This window comes from Paenibacillus sp. NPDC058071, assembly GCF_042885235.1.
Taxonomy (GTDB): Bacteria; Bacillota; Bacilli; order Paenibacillales; family Paenibacillaceae; genus Pristimantibacillus.
Genome location: NZ_JBHVSK010000004.1, coordinates 402,672 through 420,792, shown reverse-complemented (window position 1 = coordinate 420,792; position 18,121 = coordinate 402,672). Strand labels below are relative to the sequence as shown.

Here is an 18,121-nt window from a genome sequence, read left to right as displayed (position 1 = left end):
AGCGGTTTTTCAGTGCTTAAAGGCAGTTTGACGGCTACTTTTTTGACATAGCACTGATTTTTCTGGCATCAAGTATACGCTGACCGCTCGGGAAGGGCATGACTCGAAAGAGCTATTGGGCTGTGAAGATTTTGAGGCGTTTGCCGACCTCCCACCCCAACCCGTAGCTCTGTGATATGAAAAAAAGACCGGAAGCGGTCTTTCGTATCGATTTAACCTTAGACAAGGACAACCGCTGGCGGAAAGCCAGCCGCCGAACGCTATTCTCCAGTTGGCGCCCAACTCGTCCACACTCCAAGAACAAATCGGGAATTCTGCTCACTAAAGCGCGGCCGAACGCCCAAACGGAAAAAGAATAACTGCATACTCTCATGCAGTTATTCTCCGTCATTTGCCGCAGTGCGGCTATTCAATTAATTTAATTATACGTTGAAACGGAAATGCATGACGTCGCCGTCTTTGACAACGTAGTCTTTGCCCTCAAGACGAAGCTGGCCCCGCTCGCGAACAACGTTCATCGAACCGGCATCGGCCAAGTCATCGAAGGAGACGACCTCAGCGCGGATAAAACCGCGTTCGAAGTCGGTATGAATGACGCCAGCTGCTTGCGGCGCTTTCGTTCCTTTGCGAATCGTCCAAGCGCGAACCTCTTGTACGCCAGCTGTGAAGTAAGTGTAAAGCCCCAGCAGCTTGTACGCCGCCGAAATGAGACGATCGAGACCGGATTCGTTCAAACCGAGCTCCTCCAGGAACATCGCTTTGTCGTCGCCCTCTAGCTCGGCGATCTCTTCCTCAACGCGCGCACTGATCGGCACTACTTCCGCATTCTCGGAAGCCGCAAATTCGCGAACTTGTTGCACGTATGGATTATTGTCCGTGTTGGACACTTCGTCTTCGCTGACGTTTGCCGCATACAGCACCGGCTTCATCGTGAGCAGGTGAAGATCCCGAAGAATCAACTGCTCATCGTCGCTCAAATCGAGGCTGCGAGCAGGCTTGTCGTTGTAAAGCGCTTCTTTGACGCGCTCCAGCACTTCGACCTCTTGCGCGACCTTTTTGTCGCCGCCCTTCAAGTTTTTACGGGAGCGTTCGATTTTGCGGTCTACCGAATCGATGTCAGCCAGTACAAGCTCCAGATTAATCGTCTGGATGTCGCTGAGCGGATCGATTTTGCCGTTAACGTGCGTAATGTTCTCATCTTGGAAGCAGCGAACAACATGCACGATCGCATCGACTTCACGGATATGCGCGAGGAACTTGTTGCCCAAGCCTTCGCCCTTGCTCGCACCCGCTACCAAGCCCGCGATATCGACAAATTCGAAAGCGGTCGGCACGATGCTTTTTGGCGTTACAAGCTCAACCAGTTTATTCAAACGATAGTCGGGAACTTCTACCACGCCGACGTTCGGTTCAATCGTACAAAACGGATAGTTGGCGGATTCCGCTCCCGCCTGCGTAATTGCATTAAACAAAGTCGATTTGCCCACGTTTGGCAGTCCGACAATACCAGCTTTCAAAGCCATGCGATAAGACACCCCATTTTCCGAAGTAACAATCTCAGGTCATTATACCCGATGCGGCTGTTCAAGGAAAGAGCGGTAAATATTGAATACGCCCATTCACTTATCTCCGCTCCTACATACAATGGTTTAGCCCACTAGTTAAGGAGTGACACAGAACATGTCTTTTTTACCGCCTCCTCCAGGATTCCCAGGGCAACCCGGCCAACCTGGGCAACCAGGACAGCCGCCGTCGGGACCGCCGGGAGTCACGGCTCCCAGCTCGCCTCCCCCGGGATTCGTCCCTCAGCAGCCGGCTTCGACCTTTGCTGTCGACCCTAGAGCGATTGCTGGTTGTTTATTTCGGAATACGTACGTTTGGCTCGTCAATAGAAATCAATTCTGGTTTTTCCCGGTTTTCGTAGGACGCACCTCGGTTGCAGGGTTTCAGTGGAACGGAAGGTTCTGGGTGTATACGGGATTGAGTCTGCAGTCGATTCAACAATTTACTTGTTTCTAAAAGAGCAGGGACAAAGGTTCCATTCCACTAAAAACTGCACCCCATTTGTTAGACACCATCTAACAAGTAGGGTGCAGTTTTATGCTGCTGATTATGGAAAAGCATTTTTTAAAAAGGACAGCTAAAATCTCTTAGCTGTCCTTCTATTGCTGCATCCGCTTATGCATCATTCAGTGGATATTGCACCTTAAAAATTCAAATTCATAAGCCACTGAGTCAACGCCGACAGCGGCTCCATTCGGAGCTCCTCTTCAATAGCAAACGCATCCTCGGGGAAATCGGTTATGATACCGTCGACACCCATGCTGAAGAATCGTCTCATGTTTTCCGTGTTATTCACTGTCCACACATAGATAGGCTTATGATGCCGTTTAGCTGAATCGATAACCGATTGTTTAACCATATATTCTTCCATAACAACAAAATCAGCACGAATCCGTCCCATATCCGGCACACCAGCGAACATAATATAACCGACACGAAGCTCAGGAGCCGCAGTTTTAACTTGCTGCACGATCTCATAATCCAGCGATTGCACAATACATTCCTTTTCAAAATGATTTTCCTGTACAATTCGAATGAATGTATCCACCAGATTTTTTTCCATGCCATGTGTTTTAATTTCAATGTTTAGCTTTATTTTACCTCTAGCCATCTCCATAACTTCCGCCAGACTACTGATTCGTCCTGTAAAATTACCCTGCTTCACTTCCAGCTGTCGCAAATCATCCATTGTCAGATCGTACACCTGTGCAGAAGTGCCTGTTAGCCGCTTCAGATTCGTATCATGGATGACAGCAAGGTCTCCGTCCTTCGTTTCCAATACGTCAATTTCCACATAATCGGCCTTTGCCTCAATAGCACCCTGTATGGCTTCCATTGTATTCTCAGGTCCCTTGGAAATGTATCCCCTATGGGCCATAATCTTCGTTTCCCGATCCTCTGCCTGCTCTTCAGCGATAGTTGGCAGTACAGAAATTGTTACTGCAAGCATAATAACGGAGCCAAGTATGATTAGCGTTTTTTTATGCTTATGCAGCAGCACTTGATACTGATTCTTAAAGGAACGTTCTTCCTGGCTCTTTGGCTCTGAAAGCTGCAGCACGACATGATCTGGGTTCGCCTTCGCCATATATAACCGCGTAATCGCGGTCATGTAAAGCGGCATAAAAAATAACGTCGCCAAATAGAACGATAGGATCAGACTCTTCAATGCGACTACCCGCACAACGCCGGCAAATACGGTCTGCTTCTCCCATAGGAAGTATAGAAGCCCAACCGCACCCACCAGCAGGACCACCAGCAGAATAACGACGAGCAGATATAACAGCACCACCGACAACGTGACCACTATTATGCGAATATGCCTTTTTTTAAGGAGAGCAGCACTTTTTTTAGCCGCTTTCCGAAAGCTTGCCACCCCTTCAATCACTACAATTTGAAGCAAAAAGGTCCAGCGGATATTAAAGAATACGATAATTCCGAGCACGCCGATAAGCAGCAGTGTGCCTCCGCCTGTTTTGACCAGCTCACCCGTAATGAAATTGGGAATGTCTAAAGAAGGCAGCAGCGTAGCTCCGAATCCCGCCCCTAGCGGGAGAAACAGCAGCAGATAGATCGCCAACCCTAGAAATCCATATTTGAACAGGGACGGAAGATAGGAAAGCGACTGCAAAAACGCCGGAATCAGTCCGATTCGCTGCCTCTTTTGACCATAATACGAAAGAATAATGAGAACCGAAAACTCTAAAAAAACCAGCACCGTGGCTATAGGAATCAGAATAAGCATGCATAACAAGCCATACTTACTCATCGCAAACTGCAGCAGCTCATAATTCGTAGCTCCGGCAAATCCGCCTAAGCGGAGAAAACCACGGAATAGGGATGATATGGCCGGGATAAAGACAAATAACGTTAACGCCTTATACAGAAGTTCGAAAACAAGAATTTCTCTATACGAAAAAGCAAGAATGCGAAATACATCGGCAATCTGCTTGTGTATCGGAACCTTTGAAGCCTCGTTCACCATTTTGCACCTGCTTGTAAAAGAGTCATCCATGATCTAGCTGCCTTCAAGACGGCTAGGCCGAGTTATTGTTCATTTTACCAAAAAATCGAAGAACAACGAAAGGCTGGAGTAGTGCTTCTGTGTATTTAGACTTAAAAAAGGAGGGCTTTATCGTATATTGCTTGGCATAGTAAAAAATCCACTACCTCATGCGGCAGTGGATTTAGATGGCGGAGACATATGGCGTCACCGTAAAATAAACCAACTTGATTTTTCACTGATTTGGTAATAAGCTGTTCCAAAATGGTCAGGGAATAGCTTCTTTTTACTCAACAAGTCTTATTGGTTACATCCAACCCATACTTCCAACCCATATTCAAAGGAGATAGCATGAAAATTTACAAGTCAGACCAAGTTCCTCCTCATATGTACACCAGGGCAAAATTGAGGAAAATGGGCTTTAAACCGAAATCAAAGCATATCGCCTATCTCACTTTCCCTCCTAACAAGAGGAAATATAGATTATATAGTATGGATTCTGTGGAACCGAGAAATCCTCAGATGGGATTCTCCTTACTGCAAGTAGTCGATTCTCCTCAAGCTAAAGCAAAATTTGAAGAGATAAGAAGAAGATTTATTACCGAATAATCCTTTTCTCTGTCGCAGCCTGGATCCACATTGGGAATTCATTCAGGAGCTGATCATACAGCATTTCATCGGATACCGCTGAGATATCCTCCAAATGAATGAAATTCGCATTATCGACAATTCGCCCTTCCATCGAATCCAGCTTCTTCAGCACTTCAAAATCAGAATTACCAATGCCAACAAACTGCCAAAAGATAGGTTGAATCGCGGATTCGACAATGACCTTTTTCGTCGACTTCACTGCGCCTCCATCATTAATAAAGATAATGAATGCCGGCAGGCTCGATTGTTCTTCGACGGTATATTTCTTAATGACATCCTCCATAACCAGCGGCTCATTGTTGCGGCCAAACTTATGGATATTCTTATTTTTTAATATTTGAGTCGTTACATAGGAATTGAAATCCTGCTCGGTCACAGCGGGTAATCGGCTGAATTCATGATCATAGACCCATACATCCAAAGCGCCATTGTCATCAAATTTACTAGCCACGGCCAATATACGCTCAACAACCTCTTGGACCGTTCCATTCTTGTACAAGCCCTGCATAGAGCCTGTAATATCAAGAACGATGCCCACCCTAGCCGAAATATGGGCAAGTTGCTTCCTTTCCAACATATACTGCACAATGTTCTTGCGTAAATCTATTTTGGACAATATGATCTCTTCTTTGGCTGGCGCAACCTCGACGTTCTCTTCCGACGGCTCGACCTCAAGCCCATAATTCATGCAAAGAGCAGCCAGCCCGCCATAGAATCCACTGCCGATGGCATTAAACTTCCATTCCTCGTTATATCGATACAGCTCGCCCACTACGATCGCCGTTTCCTTTGACAAATCACTTCCGTATTCAAAACGAAATAATTGTTCCCCCGTAATCGTATCTATAAGCTGCAAATAAAAGTCCGAAGCATCCTTAATCGTATGCCCTTGCTCATCCCCCGCATGAATAGTGACGGAAAAGGCTACTCTTGCAGCGCTTTTCGGAAGTTTTGAGAGCTCCAGCTTGATCGTCTCTTGACCTCCTTGCGTAGAAGCACCATGTGTAATTGCACCATATCGATCTGAAGGATTCCCATAAAAAATAAAATCCTCGTCTCGCTCGCATAGATTTTTCTCCGATAAAACAAAGCATGCTGCATCGATGCTCATTGCCGCTTTCTTCATCGTCCAACCAAACTGAAAGCTAAGGGCAGATAATTTTCTACCTTTCGTAATATCTATCTTCTGTCCTTTAAGCAGCTTCATAGGATCGCTCCCCTTTTAAGGATATATTCCAATTTTACACCAAAATATAGGAGCTTTTCTATTAGCCGCATCGGAAACAAAAAAACACAGGCACTCGGCCTGTGTAGAATACAATCATGAATAAGCCCTGCTACTACGAACAGATGACGCTAGTCGCCAACTGCATGTAGAGGAGAAGCCTTTCTTATGATTGAAGGCCGAATCAAACGGTTCATGCTATTGTTGCATTTTGCAATAAATATACTTAACACGTCGATCGCCTCCTCTCATAATGAAAACCAGTTATTAACATCATACTTAATGAAACGGCAAAAAGTCAATTCATCCCGTTATAGTGTCATGGCCTGTCCATACCTTGCTAGGAAGGCCTCCTTCTCTTTGTAATCCGGCATGACGCTGCCAACCAATCGCCAGAAGGAGCGGTCGTGATTCATATGCGCAAGATGGCATAGCTCGTGAACGATCACATAATCGATGACTTCAATCGGGGCCATGGCAAGTCGATAATTGAACTCTAATTGTTTGCTTGAGCTGCAGCTTCCCCACTTCTTACTGGAATCAACGATTTCAATCGATTTCGGCGTTAGCTTCAGCTGCCGCTGATAACCTTTTATCCGTTCCGATACAACTTTCTTACAGCTGGCAAAATAAAATTTTTTCAGCCGTTGCCGAAGCTCGTCTTCACTTTCCGCCGTCGTATCAATCAGCTCTTTCAGCGAGTAATATCGGCCAAGGTGCAGAAATCTGCCTTGATCCTCATATTCCCGAATGAACGATGCATCGCGGGATTTCTCTATCGCATCGAGTTGAGCCGAGATTCGCTCCCCATGCTGTTGCACGACGTGCACAATCGTCTCCTCGCTTGTACCGTTAGGTGCCTTCACCGTGACCAATCCAGTCGGATCGACATGGATAGACAGCTTCTTGCGAGGCCCGTACTCCACTTGAAAATTGATGATTCGTTGCCCTTGTGTAATCTTCATAAGGACTATTATAGCTTATAAGCTGGTTCGATTGTTGTGCAAAACCACAATTCGGCGGGTGATGATGTGTGTACAAGTTCACTAGGGGCTAAAGGCTAAAAACTTGTGCTCCTACGATTAGTAATATACCGATTAGAATAGAACCTACGCCTACCACTTTATTTAAAAGAATCAACATCTTTTTAATTTTCTCTTCCTTGCCAACTCCTATGGAATAATGATAAACCCCGTTCATTCGAAGCAATCTCTCGCTCTTTGCAAATTTAACTAATAAAATGCCTAAGGCTATGAACACCACACCTAATATTAAGTAGACTAATATATGAATCCCTCCTAAATCTTCTGTAGTTCTATTTATCGGTATGTAAGGTGTTTTTTGTAACGTCGGAATTCGTCCAACATCGAAAAATGGGTACTAGCACTTACACTTGTATCCCCTTGCCGGAATATGATTGTTTAGAAAAGCACCGACGGTATGACACATGCCATGCTATATAGGAGATGTGGTTAATGACGCAATATTTAAGTTCAACAAGATACTCCAGAACTTTGCGAAGATTTTCCGGCCACGCGTACCATTTTATAAACAAACTAGGCTGCAAACAGAATGAACAGCTGCATTTTATATTAGTCCATGACCCTAAAAACCAAAACAAAAGATTCAGCTCTTCTTCTAATCACCCAGCGATGACACTTCATAAACCTCTAAATCTGCTTGAAAAAAGCTCTCCTCAATTCACACTCTTCTCCAAACGAAATAAACACATCCATGTGCTCAGCCAAAACAAACGGGGCTATGCCGTATTTATGGAAATCAATTATCGAGAAACAAAGTCTAGTGAATTCAATAAAATTAGAGCGCAGTTCATCGATGTCGATCTAAACAAGATTTCCGTGCATTTAGACACAAAAGAACAAGTCAAACAAATGATTGAATCCATTAAAGCCGATCCTACCGAACAGTTTCAATCGATTACCGTTAAAAAGAACAAACAAGGCCGCTACCATCTTCTAGCTCTGCGAAAAAAACAGAGAGTAAAAAAATTGAAGAATGCATTTATAAAAAAATATAGAAATCAAATTAAGGATACGATGATCGTTGAAACGAAAAACGGTTATCACATCTATTGGGTTGTTCAAGGCGGATCTGTCAGCAAATTTGTGCCTATTCAAAAAGCTTTAGCCAAAAAATTCAGCTCCGATCCCATGATAACCAATTTATCCAGAGTCATGCGTATACCCGGCTTTTTTCATATGAAAAACCCTCAAAGCCCTTTCATGGTAAGGATTAGGCAACTGGGCAGAAAGAAGCCTTTCTCCCAAGAGGAAATTATTAATTCACTGGCATTAGGCCCTATTAAATAGCTTTTATTAAATCAACTTCAGAACAGCGACTCTTATATCTAAAACAAAAAATCCCAGCCTTACACGGTTGGGTTTATACATATGAGGATATTTGTCGATAACTAACAAAGGAAATTGCAGAATAATGGAGAATAATATCGAACAACATTTGAAATTAGGAAGGTTTTGTCGAATAACATTCAGGGAACTAGGACACCTAGGGAGAGGAACAGCTTCATGTTAAAACCTAAAAGCTACCTGGCAGTAAAATTATCCATTAGTATTCTTGCGTTACTCATCATCTTGTCCGCCACTTTCATTTACATGCAAATCCAGAACACCAAGAAGGCTAGCAATGAAACGATCGGCAACTTTAGTATTCACGTAGCTGAAGCCTACGCGCAACGATTCGATTTGAAAGCCTACAAAGAATTTCTGAAAGATCCAAAAGAAAACGATTTGTATTGGAGCATTCGCGCAGAGATGGATCAATTCCGCTCGCAGATTGGCGCGCAGTATGTATACACTTTTATGATCGACGACGAAGAGCAACCTATTCTGCTCATTGACGGCCAGCCGAAAGAATCGGATTCTGCATCGCCGATCGGGGAAGTCACCGATGTGCCCCATGCATCAATTCGTGCGTTGCTGAGCGGGAGCACGTCGAAGTCCGACGTCATCCGCAACCCCATGTACGGGGATTATATTTCTTCCTACGCGCCTTTCCGCGACTCGGATGGAACGATTATCGGAGCGCTGGGAATCGATACCAATGTATCTGTTGCGTCTACGATTCATCAGCAGATCATGAAGGATAGCATCCCATTATTCATTCTGATGGGAAGCTTAACCTTGCTTATCTTTATTCTGATCGCATGGTTCATGTCCCGTTCACTGCGGCCTTTGCGTCTTATCGTGGGCAGTGCGGAGGCAATCGCTCGCGGCGATCTTGCAGAAGCGAAGACGCTTCTGCTCTCTAAGAACGTCAAGTCCAGCGATGAAATCGGACAGGCATACTCCGCCATGAACAAGATGCTAGAGCGACTGGGGGGTACTCTTGGAGATGTTCTTGGCAATATTACGGAAACGACGGATGATCTCGTCCATTCCACCGAGCAGTTCAGCTTGGAAGTAAACCAGCTGGTCTCCTTAAACCAACAGCTTGAGCAATCGATGACAGAACTAGCCGATGGCGCACAACACCAACGTATCGCGTCCGAAGATAGCGCAAAATCGATGGAGGAAATCACGCTTGCCATCCAACGGGTATCCGCGGCTTCCGCCGACGTATCCAATGCTTCCGGCGAAGCATTGGATACGGTCGAGAACGGACGCAGCTCCATCAATGAATTGAGGGAGCAAGTCGTGTTCATGTCCCATGTCATCAAGCAGACAACAACCTCCGTACAAGCGCTGAATACATACATGTTAGAGATCGAGCCTGTCCTCCAATCCATTTCTAGCATTGCCGATCTCACCAAGCTGCTTGCGCTTAATGCATCGATTGAAGCTGCTAGAGCAGGCGAGCACGGTTCCGGTTTTGCCGTCGTTGCCGGTGAAGTGCGTAAGCTAGCGGAAGCTTCCTCGGTTTCTGCCGCGCATATTACTTCGCTTCTCCAGCAAATCCAGCAAGAATCCACACAAATCGGAGCATGGATGCTGAAGGAAAGCGATGAAATGGCAAAAAGCACAGAGCTGTTCAATCAAGTAGAGTCGCTGTTCAACCATACGGCTGATCGGTTCCTAATCGTCAACGACCAGATACAGGATATTACTGCGGCGGCTCAAGAGATTTCGGCCGGCTCCGAGGAAGTCGCCGCATCTGTCGAGCAAATCTCTCAAATCTCCATAATGGCTGCAGACAGCGCGACAGCGATCCAATCGATGTCGGCCAATCAGTTAGAGGCCACGAAACGTATTGCCGATACGACCAAACAGCTCGAGACCAGGACGACCGGCCTGGAAGAAGCGGTGCAGAAATTTAAGTTGTAGGCTGCTTCGGCTATCGTTGAAAAGCAAAATCCACACCCTCATGAGGTTGTGGATTTTTTGATGGTAGAGCATCCTTAGTTAACTGAACCATCTAACCCCCCCCCGTTACTTCAATAAAACGAAACGGAGCCACCAAGTAACCCCTGACTAAACGAACTTCGTTGATGTTTTAATGATCTATTTTTCATCTTTATAATTTTGGAGTCTATGGTAGTGAGGAGAGTCTAATTGCTCAAGAACGTGGAGTGCAGCTATCCTTTGATATTCCATTCCTGTATTCCATGAATTAAGCGCACATTTTTCTGCGTAATTTGATTTAATAATTCCTAATGCTAAAAGGGCACGTCTTTTGACGTACTCGTTTTCATCGTCGTAATACCTATAAATAATCTGTTCTGCTTCAGAATAATGGGTGGATATGCATTCCGTTAGATAATGAGCCAGTTGCCACTTTGTATCGCGGTCAGGATAACTGATCCCTTTTTCAGCAAGAAAGATAAAGCTTACGGGGAATTCTGTAAGTTTATGGATCAGTAATTCACATTCATTATCTCTCCCTATAATAAAAAGCAAGTTATTAATTATTCTTTGATCCCATTCATTATGGTCTGTTGTTCCGATTAGGCTATCAAAAATAGTGTTAAGTATAGTCCAGTTCGGATATGACGCTTCCCATTCAAGCTCATGCTTTACCGATTTGGACCATTGCCAGAACTCGTTTACCTGCTCATCTAATTTCTGATAAATATCTTTATTGGGGTCATGTATTATCCTGTACAAGTCATCCATAATAATCACCTTACTCCGTTAGCTCAATAGTTTTTCCTTAATAATGCAAGAAAATGATCCAATGCTTTCGTCGTCAATCTAAAATGTTCCGACTCTAACTGTGTATACAATATAAGCTCCAAGTTGTGAAGCCTGATTGAAAATTCAGGTATAGGCTTATCGGGCATTAGTGTTGTATTCAATCTACTTTGAAGTTCATGAATACCGAATTCCTAATTCTTAAATCGTTCAACCAGAACTTCGAAATGCTGGTAGTTCATTTCCTCTCACCTTATCTGCCACGGAGTCTTTTTGGACTCACTAGTTCAATAACAATCTCAATCGTACCCACTCACCAAATCACCATATGTTCAAGGTCTATCCTACTTAGCATATGCCCGTATGAACTGTTCCCTTCAAACACTGTTCCGTTTATAACAGCGCCACGCCAATCGACTGATTCCACTGAGCAGTATCGTATTTCAGCATCGGTTAATTCTGCATCTTGAAATATACAAGTTTTAAGGTTGGTGGTAATAAATCGTGCACTTTTTAAATTACACTTTTTGAAATCAACACCAGTTAAAAAACATTCTTCAAAGGTGACACCTTGCAAATCCCAGTTTGAAAGATCCCCTGAGTTCACGACATCAATTGAACGAAAACTTCTGGTGCCATTCCTCAACTCGATTATGAGTTCTTCAATCGTTATTTCTCGTTCGATGTACATTATTATCACTCCATTGAACCAATGCACCCGCTAGTTCAAATTTTTTAACTTTATACGGCGTGTTTGAGGTGCTTTGATTATATGTAATACACACGCTCGAACTCAGATTCATAATAACCAACATTATAATTGTGTCATATCTATGAGGTCACTGAACGTATTCGGAAGATCGCAGTTCCACTTTATAAAATCGAAATTTCATGTAACTGATAATTTTCGACCAATGACCATATTTTCTTGAATTATCTTTTTTTGCCGCGAAACTTCCTCAAATTAATTCTCCAGAAAGTTAATATTTGTTAATCAAATAATAACACAGGAGGGTCCTTAAGCATCGTATTAAACTGCCTTTTGCTTAAATTTAATCAACAACTTAGTAATGTTGTCATATGTAAAAAAATAAAAAGACAGTTACGGCTTTTAAAGTGCCCTAACTGTCTTTTTATTTTTTAAGCCAAACTGTTGATGAGAATCCACTAACTAAGTATATTTTGATAGTTTTTAGTGAGATAGGTGGAGGCGAACCGTGGCTGTGCAAAACCACAACTTACCCTCAGGCATACGGCATCAACGCTGATTGTTATTTGCCCTGTCTAAATGTTCTACCTAAAGTGCCTGTGATAAAATAGATGTGTTGATTCACATTGGAGGGTTACAGATACATGGCTGATGTAACATTTTATCGAGACGAGGCATTGCCTTTCTTAGAAGCAAAACAATGTCGTAAAAGCGACTTAGCGTATCAGAAACATTTTCATGAGGAACTCTCAATCGGATTAATAGATGAAGGTGAAACGCAGGCGTGGTGCGAAGGCTTGTTATGGCGTGTAGAATCGGGAAGAATGATCAACTTTCCGCCGCACATGCTCCATGCTTGTCAGCCTGCTGCGAATGCCAATTGGAAATACAAAATGTTGTTCATTAAACCGGAATGGTTAGAACAAATTGAATTGCCTCATGTCCACAGACTTCAAATTCCTTTTCTACTAGAGGACGGGAAGAACAAAACTTGCAGCCAGCTATTCAATCAAACCATGGAATCCCTTACCCGTAATGAATCTTCCCTGGAGATTGAAACTTCGTTAATCGAACTCGTGCACATGCTCATAATTAAGCATGATTCCGACCTTGTGCATGAACCGTATGGCGCGTTGGAGCAGAAGTACGTCAAGCGAGTTAAAGAATATATTCATGCACATTTCAAGGATCGGATCACGCTTGAAAAGTTGGAGCAAGAGACCGGCGCCAGCCGTTATCATCTCATACGATTATTTAAGAAAAGCACGCATTTGCCTCCCCATGCGTATCAGAATCTGTTACGCATCAATCATGCCAAGATTGAACTGAAAAAACGACGGCCCATTGCCGAAATAGCCGTTGACACCGGCTTCTATGATCAAAGTCATTTTACGAAAGCTTTTGCCAAAATAGTAGGTACGACACCTCAAGCTTACGCGATATCCATATAGAATAGAGCAATTTTATACAATCCTCTTCTTTTGTCTCGATTGTACACTGGGATGAGAGTATAAGAGGAGGACTACTATATGGTGACAAAAGATGATTTAGAAAAGCAATTTACAGAAACAATGAAATCCATTGCCCGGCGAGTAGATTTGAAGGCTTATGTCGAGCAGACGCCGTCCATTTACCATATGCTGCAACGTGCTGCGGCAAAGTATGTGACGGGAGATGATCGAGCAGCCGGTCTTCAAGCTGGGCGGATGCTGGTTAATAAGGGCTATGCGGTTTCCTTAGAATACATTGGAGAAAACGCGACAGATGTCCAGTCTTGTGAAGCAGCGGCACTGGAAATGAAGCAGCTCATTCAGAATCTGAATGAGCGCGGAATAGCGGCTCGCGTGTCGTTTGACCTTTCCCACATCGGTCTATCGGTAGACGACGCGTTGGCATTCAAGCAGTTGGCCGCCTTGGCGGAACAGACCCAGCGGACTGGTATCGAATTATATATAAGTATGGAGGAATCCGCCAAGGCGGAAGCGATCCTTGCGATCTATGAGCGTGCGGCAGCCATCTATCCGAATATTGGCATCACATTGCAGGCACAGCTACACCGCACAACTCAGTACATGAATGACCTACAGGCTAGTCCTAGACGATTACGCCTTGTGAAGGGAGCATATCAAGAGTCGGAACATCTGGCTATTTCACGTTCAGACGCTCTAAATGAGCGCTATTTACAACTCTTGGAGCAATCCATCGATAAGGGGCATCGCGTATCAATAGCTACCCATGATGAGCGCATCGTAAATGAGGTGATCAATCGGGGATGGGCTCAGAAGCCAGAGGTAGAATTCGAAATGTTATACGGGATTCGGCCGGATTTGAGCAGCAAGCTGAAAAAGGCAGGCTATCCCGTTCGCATCTATCTAACCTATGGCCATGAGTGGTATTTGTATTTATGCCACAGAATCGCAGAGTATCCTCCAAATTTATATCAAGCAGTTATCGACATCGCGTCGGATAAACCGGTTGATCCTGTTATGGATTATATGTAGCGCTTATCCTAAAACTGAACCCGGGTTCGCCCCCTCTGGGCATCTCCATACATATCAAAAGGGACTGGCACAATAGCCAGTCCCTTTTGATATGTATGGAGTCGAACCCCGATAGTGCAAACCGCAGTTCATCGCTACGAATCATGCTTTGAACCGGTTAGGACCGGCACAGTAAACCAAAAATAATGCGTATTTCCCTGGGATCGCAACCCTACTTGTCCATGATGCTGTTCAATAATTTCCCTCACTAAGGACAATCCTAATCCTGAACCGCCTGTTTCGCTATTACGCGAACCGTCCAAACGATAAAATCGTTCAAAAACAAGGGCCGCCTGTTCTTCTGGAATCGGTTGACCCGTATTTATTACAGTAACTTCATAGAAAGAACCAACAACTCTTCCTTCCACTTTCACCCATCCACCTAGATCATATCGCATTGCGTTCGTCAACAGGTTCATCATTGCTCGCGTTAGCCCATCCTCATCTCCCGCTACAATTGCTGCTTCAAAGTTCCATTCGGAAACCATCTCTCTCGCTCTCATTTCCAGCGCGAAGTTGTCTCTGCAGGTTGCCATTACTTTATCAATTGAAAGCGATCCTATTTGCGTATCTTCGGAGAGCTTCTTGGACTGCCATACATTTAATTGGTGGAGCTGTTCAACTAAGCGGGTAATCCGCAATGATTCTTCATGAAGGGATTGAAAGAGCTCAGAGCTGCTTTGAATCGTACCCGTGCTCAACGCTTCCAAATAACCGTTCATATTGGTGAGCGGTGTGCGAAGCTCATGGGCAATATCAGAAACCATCATTTTTCGCGATTCCTCTACTTGCCTTAATTTCTTACTTAAATAGTTAAAGTCGGCAGTTAACTGCCCAATCTCATCTTGATGATGGATCGGCAATGGTTCCGGCGCTTCTCCTTGAGCCATCTGCTTAGTCGATTTGCCTAGCATTTCAAGAGGATACAGCAATCTTTTGACAAAAAAATAATGAATTATTCCCGCCACCACAACTGCCCAAATGCTTGCTTTCAATAGAAATCCTTGCATCGTTTGAGCAAAGAAGGCGCTCTCTTCGGCGTTCACAGAAGGATATTGCGTAAACAGTACACAGGCGTAATCTTTCACAGAAACACCCGCCAGCCAAATCGCTATACCGATGACCACACCATTGATCATAATTAACTTCCATAGCATACTTACATGCACAGGACGGTTCTTAATAAGCCACAAAACGATACCCCTTCCCCCGAATCGTTTCAATTAATTCATGATCGCCATCATAAGCTATCTTTTCTCTCAATTTTCCAATATGAACATCTATCGTCCTTTCAATTACTACTTTTTCGTTATACGGATACAGCTCATCAATCATTTGTTCTCTTGTTAAAATTTGATTAGGATGTCTCATCAGAAAATGTAATAAACGAAATTCATGCTGCGTCAATTGAATCGGTTTGCCGCGATAATGAACTTCTCCGCGCTGTGACCGAATCGTCAATCCTCTGTACGTCAATTTTCCGCATCGATTGCCCGTTCTACGCAAGACCGTTTCCACACGGGCAACCAGTTCACCTGGGCTGAACGGCTTGGTAATATAATCGTCGGCGCCCATTCTCAGCCCATTAATACGATCCTGCTCCTCCACTCTAGCGGTTAACATAACGATAGGCACTTCTTCCTTCATTTCTGCACGAATGGTATGGCAAACTTCCGCACCGCTTATTTTCGGTAACATTAAATCCAGAATGACCAGACAAGGATCATACATTCTAAAAGCATTTAAAGCCGTTTCCCCGTCCTGCGCCTCATAAACTTCATATCCTTCCTTCTCCAAATATAAAGTAATCAACTTGCGAATCTTAACGTCGTCTTCCACAACTAAAATAGTCATTTCATTTACAGGCATAGCGACAACCTCCAACCTTAGCTTAACGCATCTTCAACACCATTTTTGTCATCATTTCATTGTTCATTGGACCGATTATCTTTTGCTGAATTACACCGTCTGAGTCAATCATATAGCTTGTCGGAAGTGACCTCACTTGGTATAAGTTGGCAACCTCGCTTTTTTCGTCTAATATAACCGGAAACGTGATCCCATATTCGTCCAAAAATGAGGGCACCTGACCAACACTCTTCTCCGACTCCGTCATATTTACCGCTAGAACTGCCACCCGATCATCCTTATAAGTGTCGTAAAACTTTTGCATATCCGGCATTTCGGCTCTACAAGGCGGGCACCACGTTGCCCACATATTCACTATAACCCTTTTCCCGCGAAAATCGGACAGTTTGACAACCTCCCCGTCCAACGTTTTCAATTCGAAGTCAGGGGCCACATTCCCTTGTGCGAGCCCAATTTGCTGCCCGTCATCCACGCTCTGTGGTAATTGCCGGCCCTCCTTTTCGATCACTGCTTCATATATCCCCCATGTGACAAGTGCTAGCAGTACCAGGATAGTAATCAAGTTTCTTCTCATCGTCGTCATACTCATCATCCTTCCCTACAAGTTGAATAGTTGGTAAGAAGCTAGCCAGGCGCTAATCTTCTGCATTTGTCCCGTAAATAACAACACGCCCATCCCGATCAGAATCCAGCCGTTCAGCAGAGACAACCGGGGCAATAGCTTATTCACTCGCTTGAACACATCCAACGAATACGTGATAAGAATGGAAATAAGCAGAAACGGAATCCCTAATCCAAGCGAGTAGACCATCAGCAAGAGCAACCCGCTGTACATCGTTTCTGACGATCCGGCCAATAACAGAATAGAAGACAGCGCCAACCCGACACAGGGCGTCCACCCCGAGCCAAATGCTAGTCCCATCACAAAGGAATGCCAGCTTTTCTTCTGATGAGTCGATTTGACTTCCCACTGTTTTTGAAACATCAAAAACCGTAAATTGATTATATTTGCCGTCTGCAAACCAAATACGATGACGAGCATTCCACTGATTTTTTCCAATAATGATCGGTTTTCGGCGAAAAACTGTCCCACCATGCTGGCTGATGCACCCATCGCTACAAACACGCAACTGAATCCAATAATGAAACTAATGGAACGCGTCATTAGCACGGTTTTGGAAACAGCCATCTTTCCCCCATCCACATGAGAACCTGTCAAATTAGCTATATAAGCTGGCAGCAACGGAAACACGCACGGCGAGAAAAAGGATAGTATTCCTGCCGTTAAAGCAAAAAAAATCGTCATACTTTCCATATCGCAAACTCTCCTTTCTTTATGTCATCATTCTTTCTCAACAACCCGATAAGCAACATGAAGGCACACCCTATTCGAACGAGATCGAGTGTGAGAACATGCGTATGTTCTGTGAGTTTCATAGATGAATAGACAGCATAATAAGCGACGAAGCCAACTGCTGCAGCTTCCGCATACATCGTGATAGCAAGCCTTTGTTTACGAGACTGATAGTAAATAAAGCCGAGAGCGCATATTACCGATAACCAAACCCCACGATCTCCCCCAGTAAAATAAAGAAGAGCATAGGGATTCTTAATAACATCCACTGGATTAAATAGTATTAAGCTGAATTTCCAGATAATTAACGCCATGATCCCTGCATGCACTAAATCATCCATAATGCGGTTCCCTATTTCATCTTTCTCAAGCAATCGGTGCTTCATCAGTACGTAGGCTGCCAGCACGGAGATCGCGATATAAATCCAATTCACCTTAATGATCAATGGTCCCATAACAATTACTTCCTGCAAGACTCTCTCCCTCCTTGAAACACTCCTCTATACTTTAACGCTCGAATGTTAAGATTCATTAAAGTCTCTTTACTTACATACTTCGTCTCTTTTCGCCATTTTGTTGTATCTGAAAACGCAACAATA

17 protein-coding genes and 1 pseudogene are annotated in these 18,121 nt (G+C 44.1%); 6 read left to right on the top strand and 12 right to left on the bottom strand.

The annotated features are described in order from the left end of the window. Window positions 1-422: 422 nt before the first annotated feature. Complete coding sequence (gene ychF, locus ACFVTB_RS09570; RefSeq protein WP_387747812.1) at window positions 423-1,523, bottom strand: redox-regulated ATPase YchF; 1,101 nt, start codon at window positions 1,521-1,523, stop codon at window positions 423-425. 157 nt (window positions 1,524-1,680) lie between these two features. Here ychF and ACFVTB_RS09565 point away from each other — a divergent pair, with 157 nt between their 5' ends. Next, window positions 1,681-2,019 (top strand): transporter, encoded by a 339-nt coding sequence (locus tag ACFVTB_RS09565; RefSeq protein ID WP_387747810.1) that lies wholly within the window; start codon window positions 1,681-1,683, stop codon window positions 2,017-2,019. Between the two features lie 187 nt (window positions 2,020-2,206). Here ACFVTB_RS09565 and ACFVTB_RS09560 read toward each other — a convergent pair whose 3' ends face one another. Further along, a complete protein-coding gene (locus tag ACFVTB_RS09560) occupies window positions 2,207-4,048 on the bottom strand; it encodes a glycerophosphoryl diester phosphodiesterase membrane domain-containing protein (protein ID WP_387747808.1) in 1,842 nt (613 codons plus the stop codon). A gap of 369 nt (window positions 4,049-4,417) precedes the next feature. Between ACFVTB_RS09560 and ACFVTB_RS09555 the strand changes: the two genes are divergently transcribed. Beyond that, window positions 4,418-4,675, top strand: a complete 258-nt coding sequence (locus tag ACFVTB_RS09555; protein ID WP_387747806.1) for a hypothetical protein — start codon at window positions 4,418-4,420, stop codon at window positions 4,673-4,675. On the opposite strand, the gene ACFVTB_RS09550 is transcribed toward ACFVTB_RS09555, so the two are convergent. The 3 genes and pseudogenes from ACFVTB_RS09550 to ACFVTB_RS09540 form a co-directional block, all read right to left on the bottom strand. Then, window positions 4,665-5,333 (bottom strand): vWA domain-containing protein, encoded by a 669-nt coding sequence (locus ACFVTB_RS09550; RefSeq protein ID WP_387747939.1) that lies wholly within the window; start codon window positions 5,331-5,333, stop codon window positions 4,665-4,667. The genes ACFVTB_RS09555 and ACFVTB_RS09550 overlap by 11 nt on opposite strands. A gap of 75 nt (window positions 5,334-5,408) precedes the next feature. Beyond that, window positions 5,409-5,924, bottom strand: a pseudogene (locus tag ACFVTB_RS09545) (TerD family protein); the annotation flags it as partial. Between the two features lie 329 nt (window positions 5,925-6,253). Further along, window positions 6,254-6,907 carry a M48 family metallopeptidase gene (locus tag ACFVTB_RS09540; protein WP_387747804.1) on the bottom strand — a complete coding sequence of 218 codons (654 nt, stop codon included), beginning with the start codon at window positions 6,905-6,907 and terminating at the stop codon, window positions 6,254-6,256. 510 nt (window positions 6,908-7,417) lie between these two features. On the opposite strand from ACFVTB_RS09540, the gene ACFVTB_RS09535 reads away from it, so the two are divergent. Continuing rightward, entirely contained in the window at window positions 7,418-8,272 is an 855-nt protein-coding gene (locus tag ACFVTB_RS09535; protein WP_387747802.1) for a DNA-primase RepB domain-containing protein, read from the top strand. Window positions 8,273-8,488: 216 nt separating this feature from the next. Beyond that, a complete protein-coding gene (locus ACFVTB_RS09530) occupies window positions 8,489-10,243 on the top strand; it encodes a methyl-accepting chemotaxis protein (RefSeq protein ID WP_387747800.1) in 1,755 nt (584 codons plus the stop codon). A gap of 177 nt (window positions 10,244-10,420) precedes the next feature. Here ACFVTB_RS09530 and ACFVTB_RS09525 read toward each other — a convergent pair whose 3' ends face one another. Together ACFVTB_RS09525 and ACFVTB_RS09520 are read right to left on the bottom strand one after the other, a co-directional pair. After that, window positions 10,421-11,032 carry a HEAT repeat domain-containing protein gene (locus tag ACFVTB_RS09525; protein ID WP_387747798.1) on the bottom strand — a complete coding sequence of 204 codons (612 nt, stop codon included), beginning with the start codon at window positions 11,030-11,032 and terminating at the stop codon, window positions 10,421-10,423. A 331-nt stretch (window positions 11,033-11,363) separates the two neighbouring features. After that, on the bottom strand, window positions 11,364-11,741 hold the full coding sequence (locus tag ACFVTB_RS09520; RefSeq protein ID WP_387747796.1) for a pentapeptide repeat-containing protein: 378 nt from the start codon (window positions 11,739-11,741) through the stop codon (window positions 11,364-11,366). Between the two features lie 662 nt (window positions 11,742-12,403). Here ACFVTB_RS09520 and ACFVTB_RS09515 point away from each other — a divergent pair. Next, complete coding sequence (locus ACFVTB_RS09515) at window positions 12,404-13,210, top strand: AraC family transcriptional regulator (RefSeq protein WP_387747794.1); 807 nt, start codon at window positions 12,404-12,406, stop codon at window positions 13,208-13,210. Between the two features lie 78 nt (window positions 13,211-13,288). After that, a complete protein-coding gene (locus ACFVTB_RS09510; protein WP_387747792.1) occupies window positions 13,289-14,260 on the top strand; it encodes a proline dehydrogenase family protein in 972 nt (323 codons plus the stop codon). A gap of 134 nt (window positions 14,261-14,394) precedes the next feature. On the opposite strand, the gene ACFVTB_RS09505 is transcribed toward ACFVTB_RS09510, so the two are convergent. Genes ACFVTB_RS09505 through ACFVTB_RS09485 form a run of 5 tightly spaced genes read right to left on the bottom strand, consistent with a single transcriptional unit; the run spans window position 14,395 to window position 17,995 of the window. Then, window positions 14,395-15,438: a sensor histidine kinase gene (locus ACFVTB_RS09505; RefSeq protein ID WP_387747790.1), complete on the bottom strand. Its 1,044-nt coding sequence runs from the start codon at window positions 15,436-15,438 to the stop codon at window positions 14,395-14,397. A gap of 40 nt (window positions 15,439-15,478) precedes the next feature. Continuing rightward, window positions 15,479-16,168, bottom strand: coding sequence for a response regulator transcription factor (locus ACFVTB_RS09500; protein ID WP_387747788.1), 690 nt, complete (start codon window positions 16,166-16,168; stop codon window positions 15,479-15,481). A 22-nt stretch (window positions 16,169-16,190) separates the two neighbouring features. After that, window positions 16,191-16,751, bottom strand: coding sequence for a TlpA disulfide reductase family protein (locus tag ACFVTB_RS09495; protein WP_387747786.1), 561 nt, complete (start codon window positions 16,749-16,751; stop codon window positions 16,191-16,193). A gap of 15 nt (window positions 16,752-16,766) precedes the next feature. Then, on the bottom strand, window positions 16,767-17,483 hold the full coding sequence (locus ACFVTB_RS09490; protein ID WP_387747784.1) for a cytochrome c biogenesis CcdA family protein: 717 nt from the start codon (window positions 17,481-17,483) through the stop codon (window positions 16,767-16,769). Then, on the bottom strand, window positions 17,471-17,995 hold the full coding sequence (locus ACFVTB_RS09485; RefSeq protein ID WP_387747782.1) for a hypothetical protein: 525 nt from the start codon (window positions 17,993-17,995) through the stop codon (window positions 17,471-17,473). The genes ACFVTB_RS09490 and ACFVTB_RS09485 overlap by 13 nt, the downstream gene beginning before the upstream one ends. Between the last annotated feature and the right edge of the window lie 126 nt (window positions 17,996-18,121).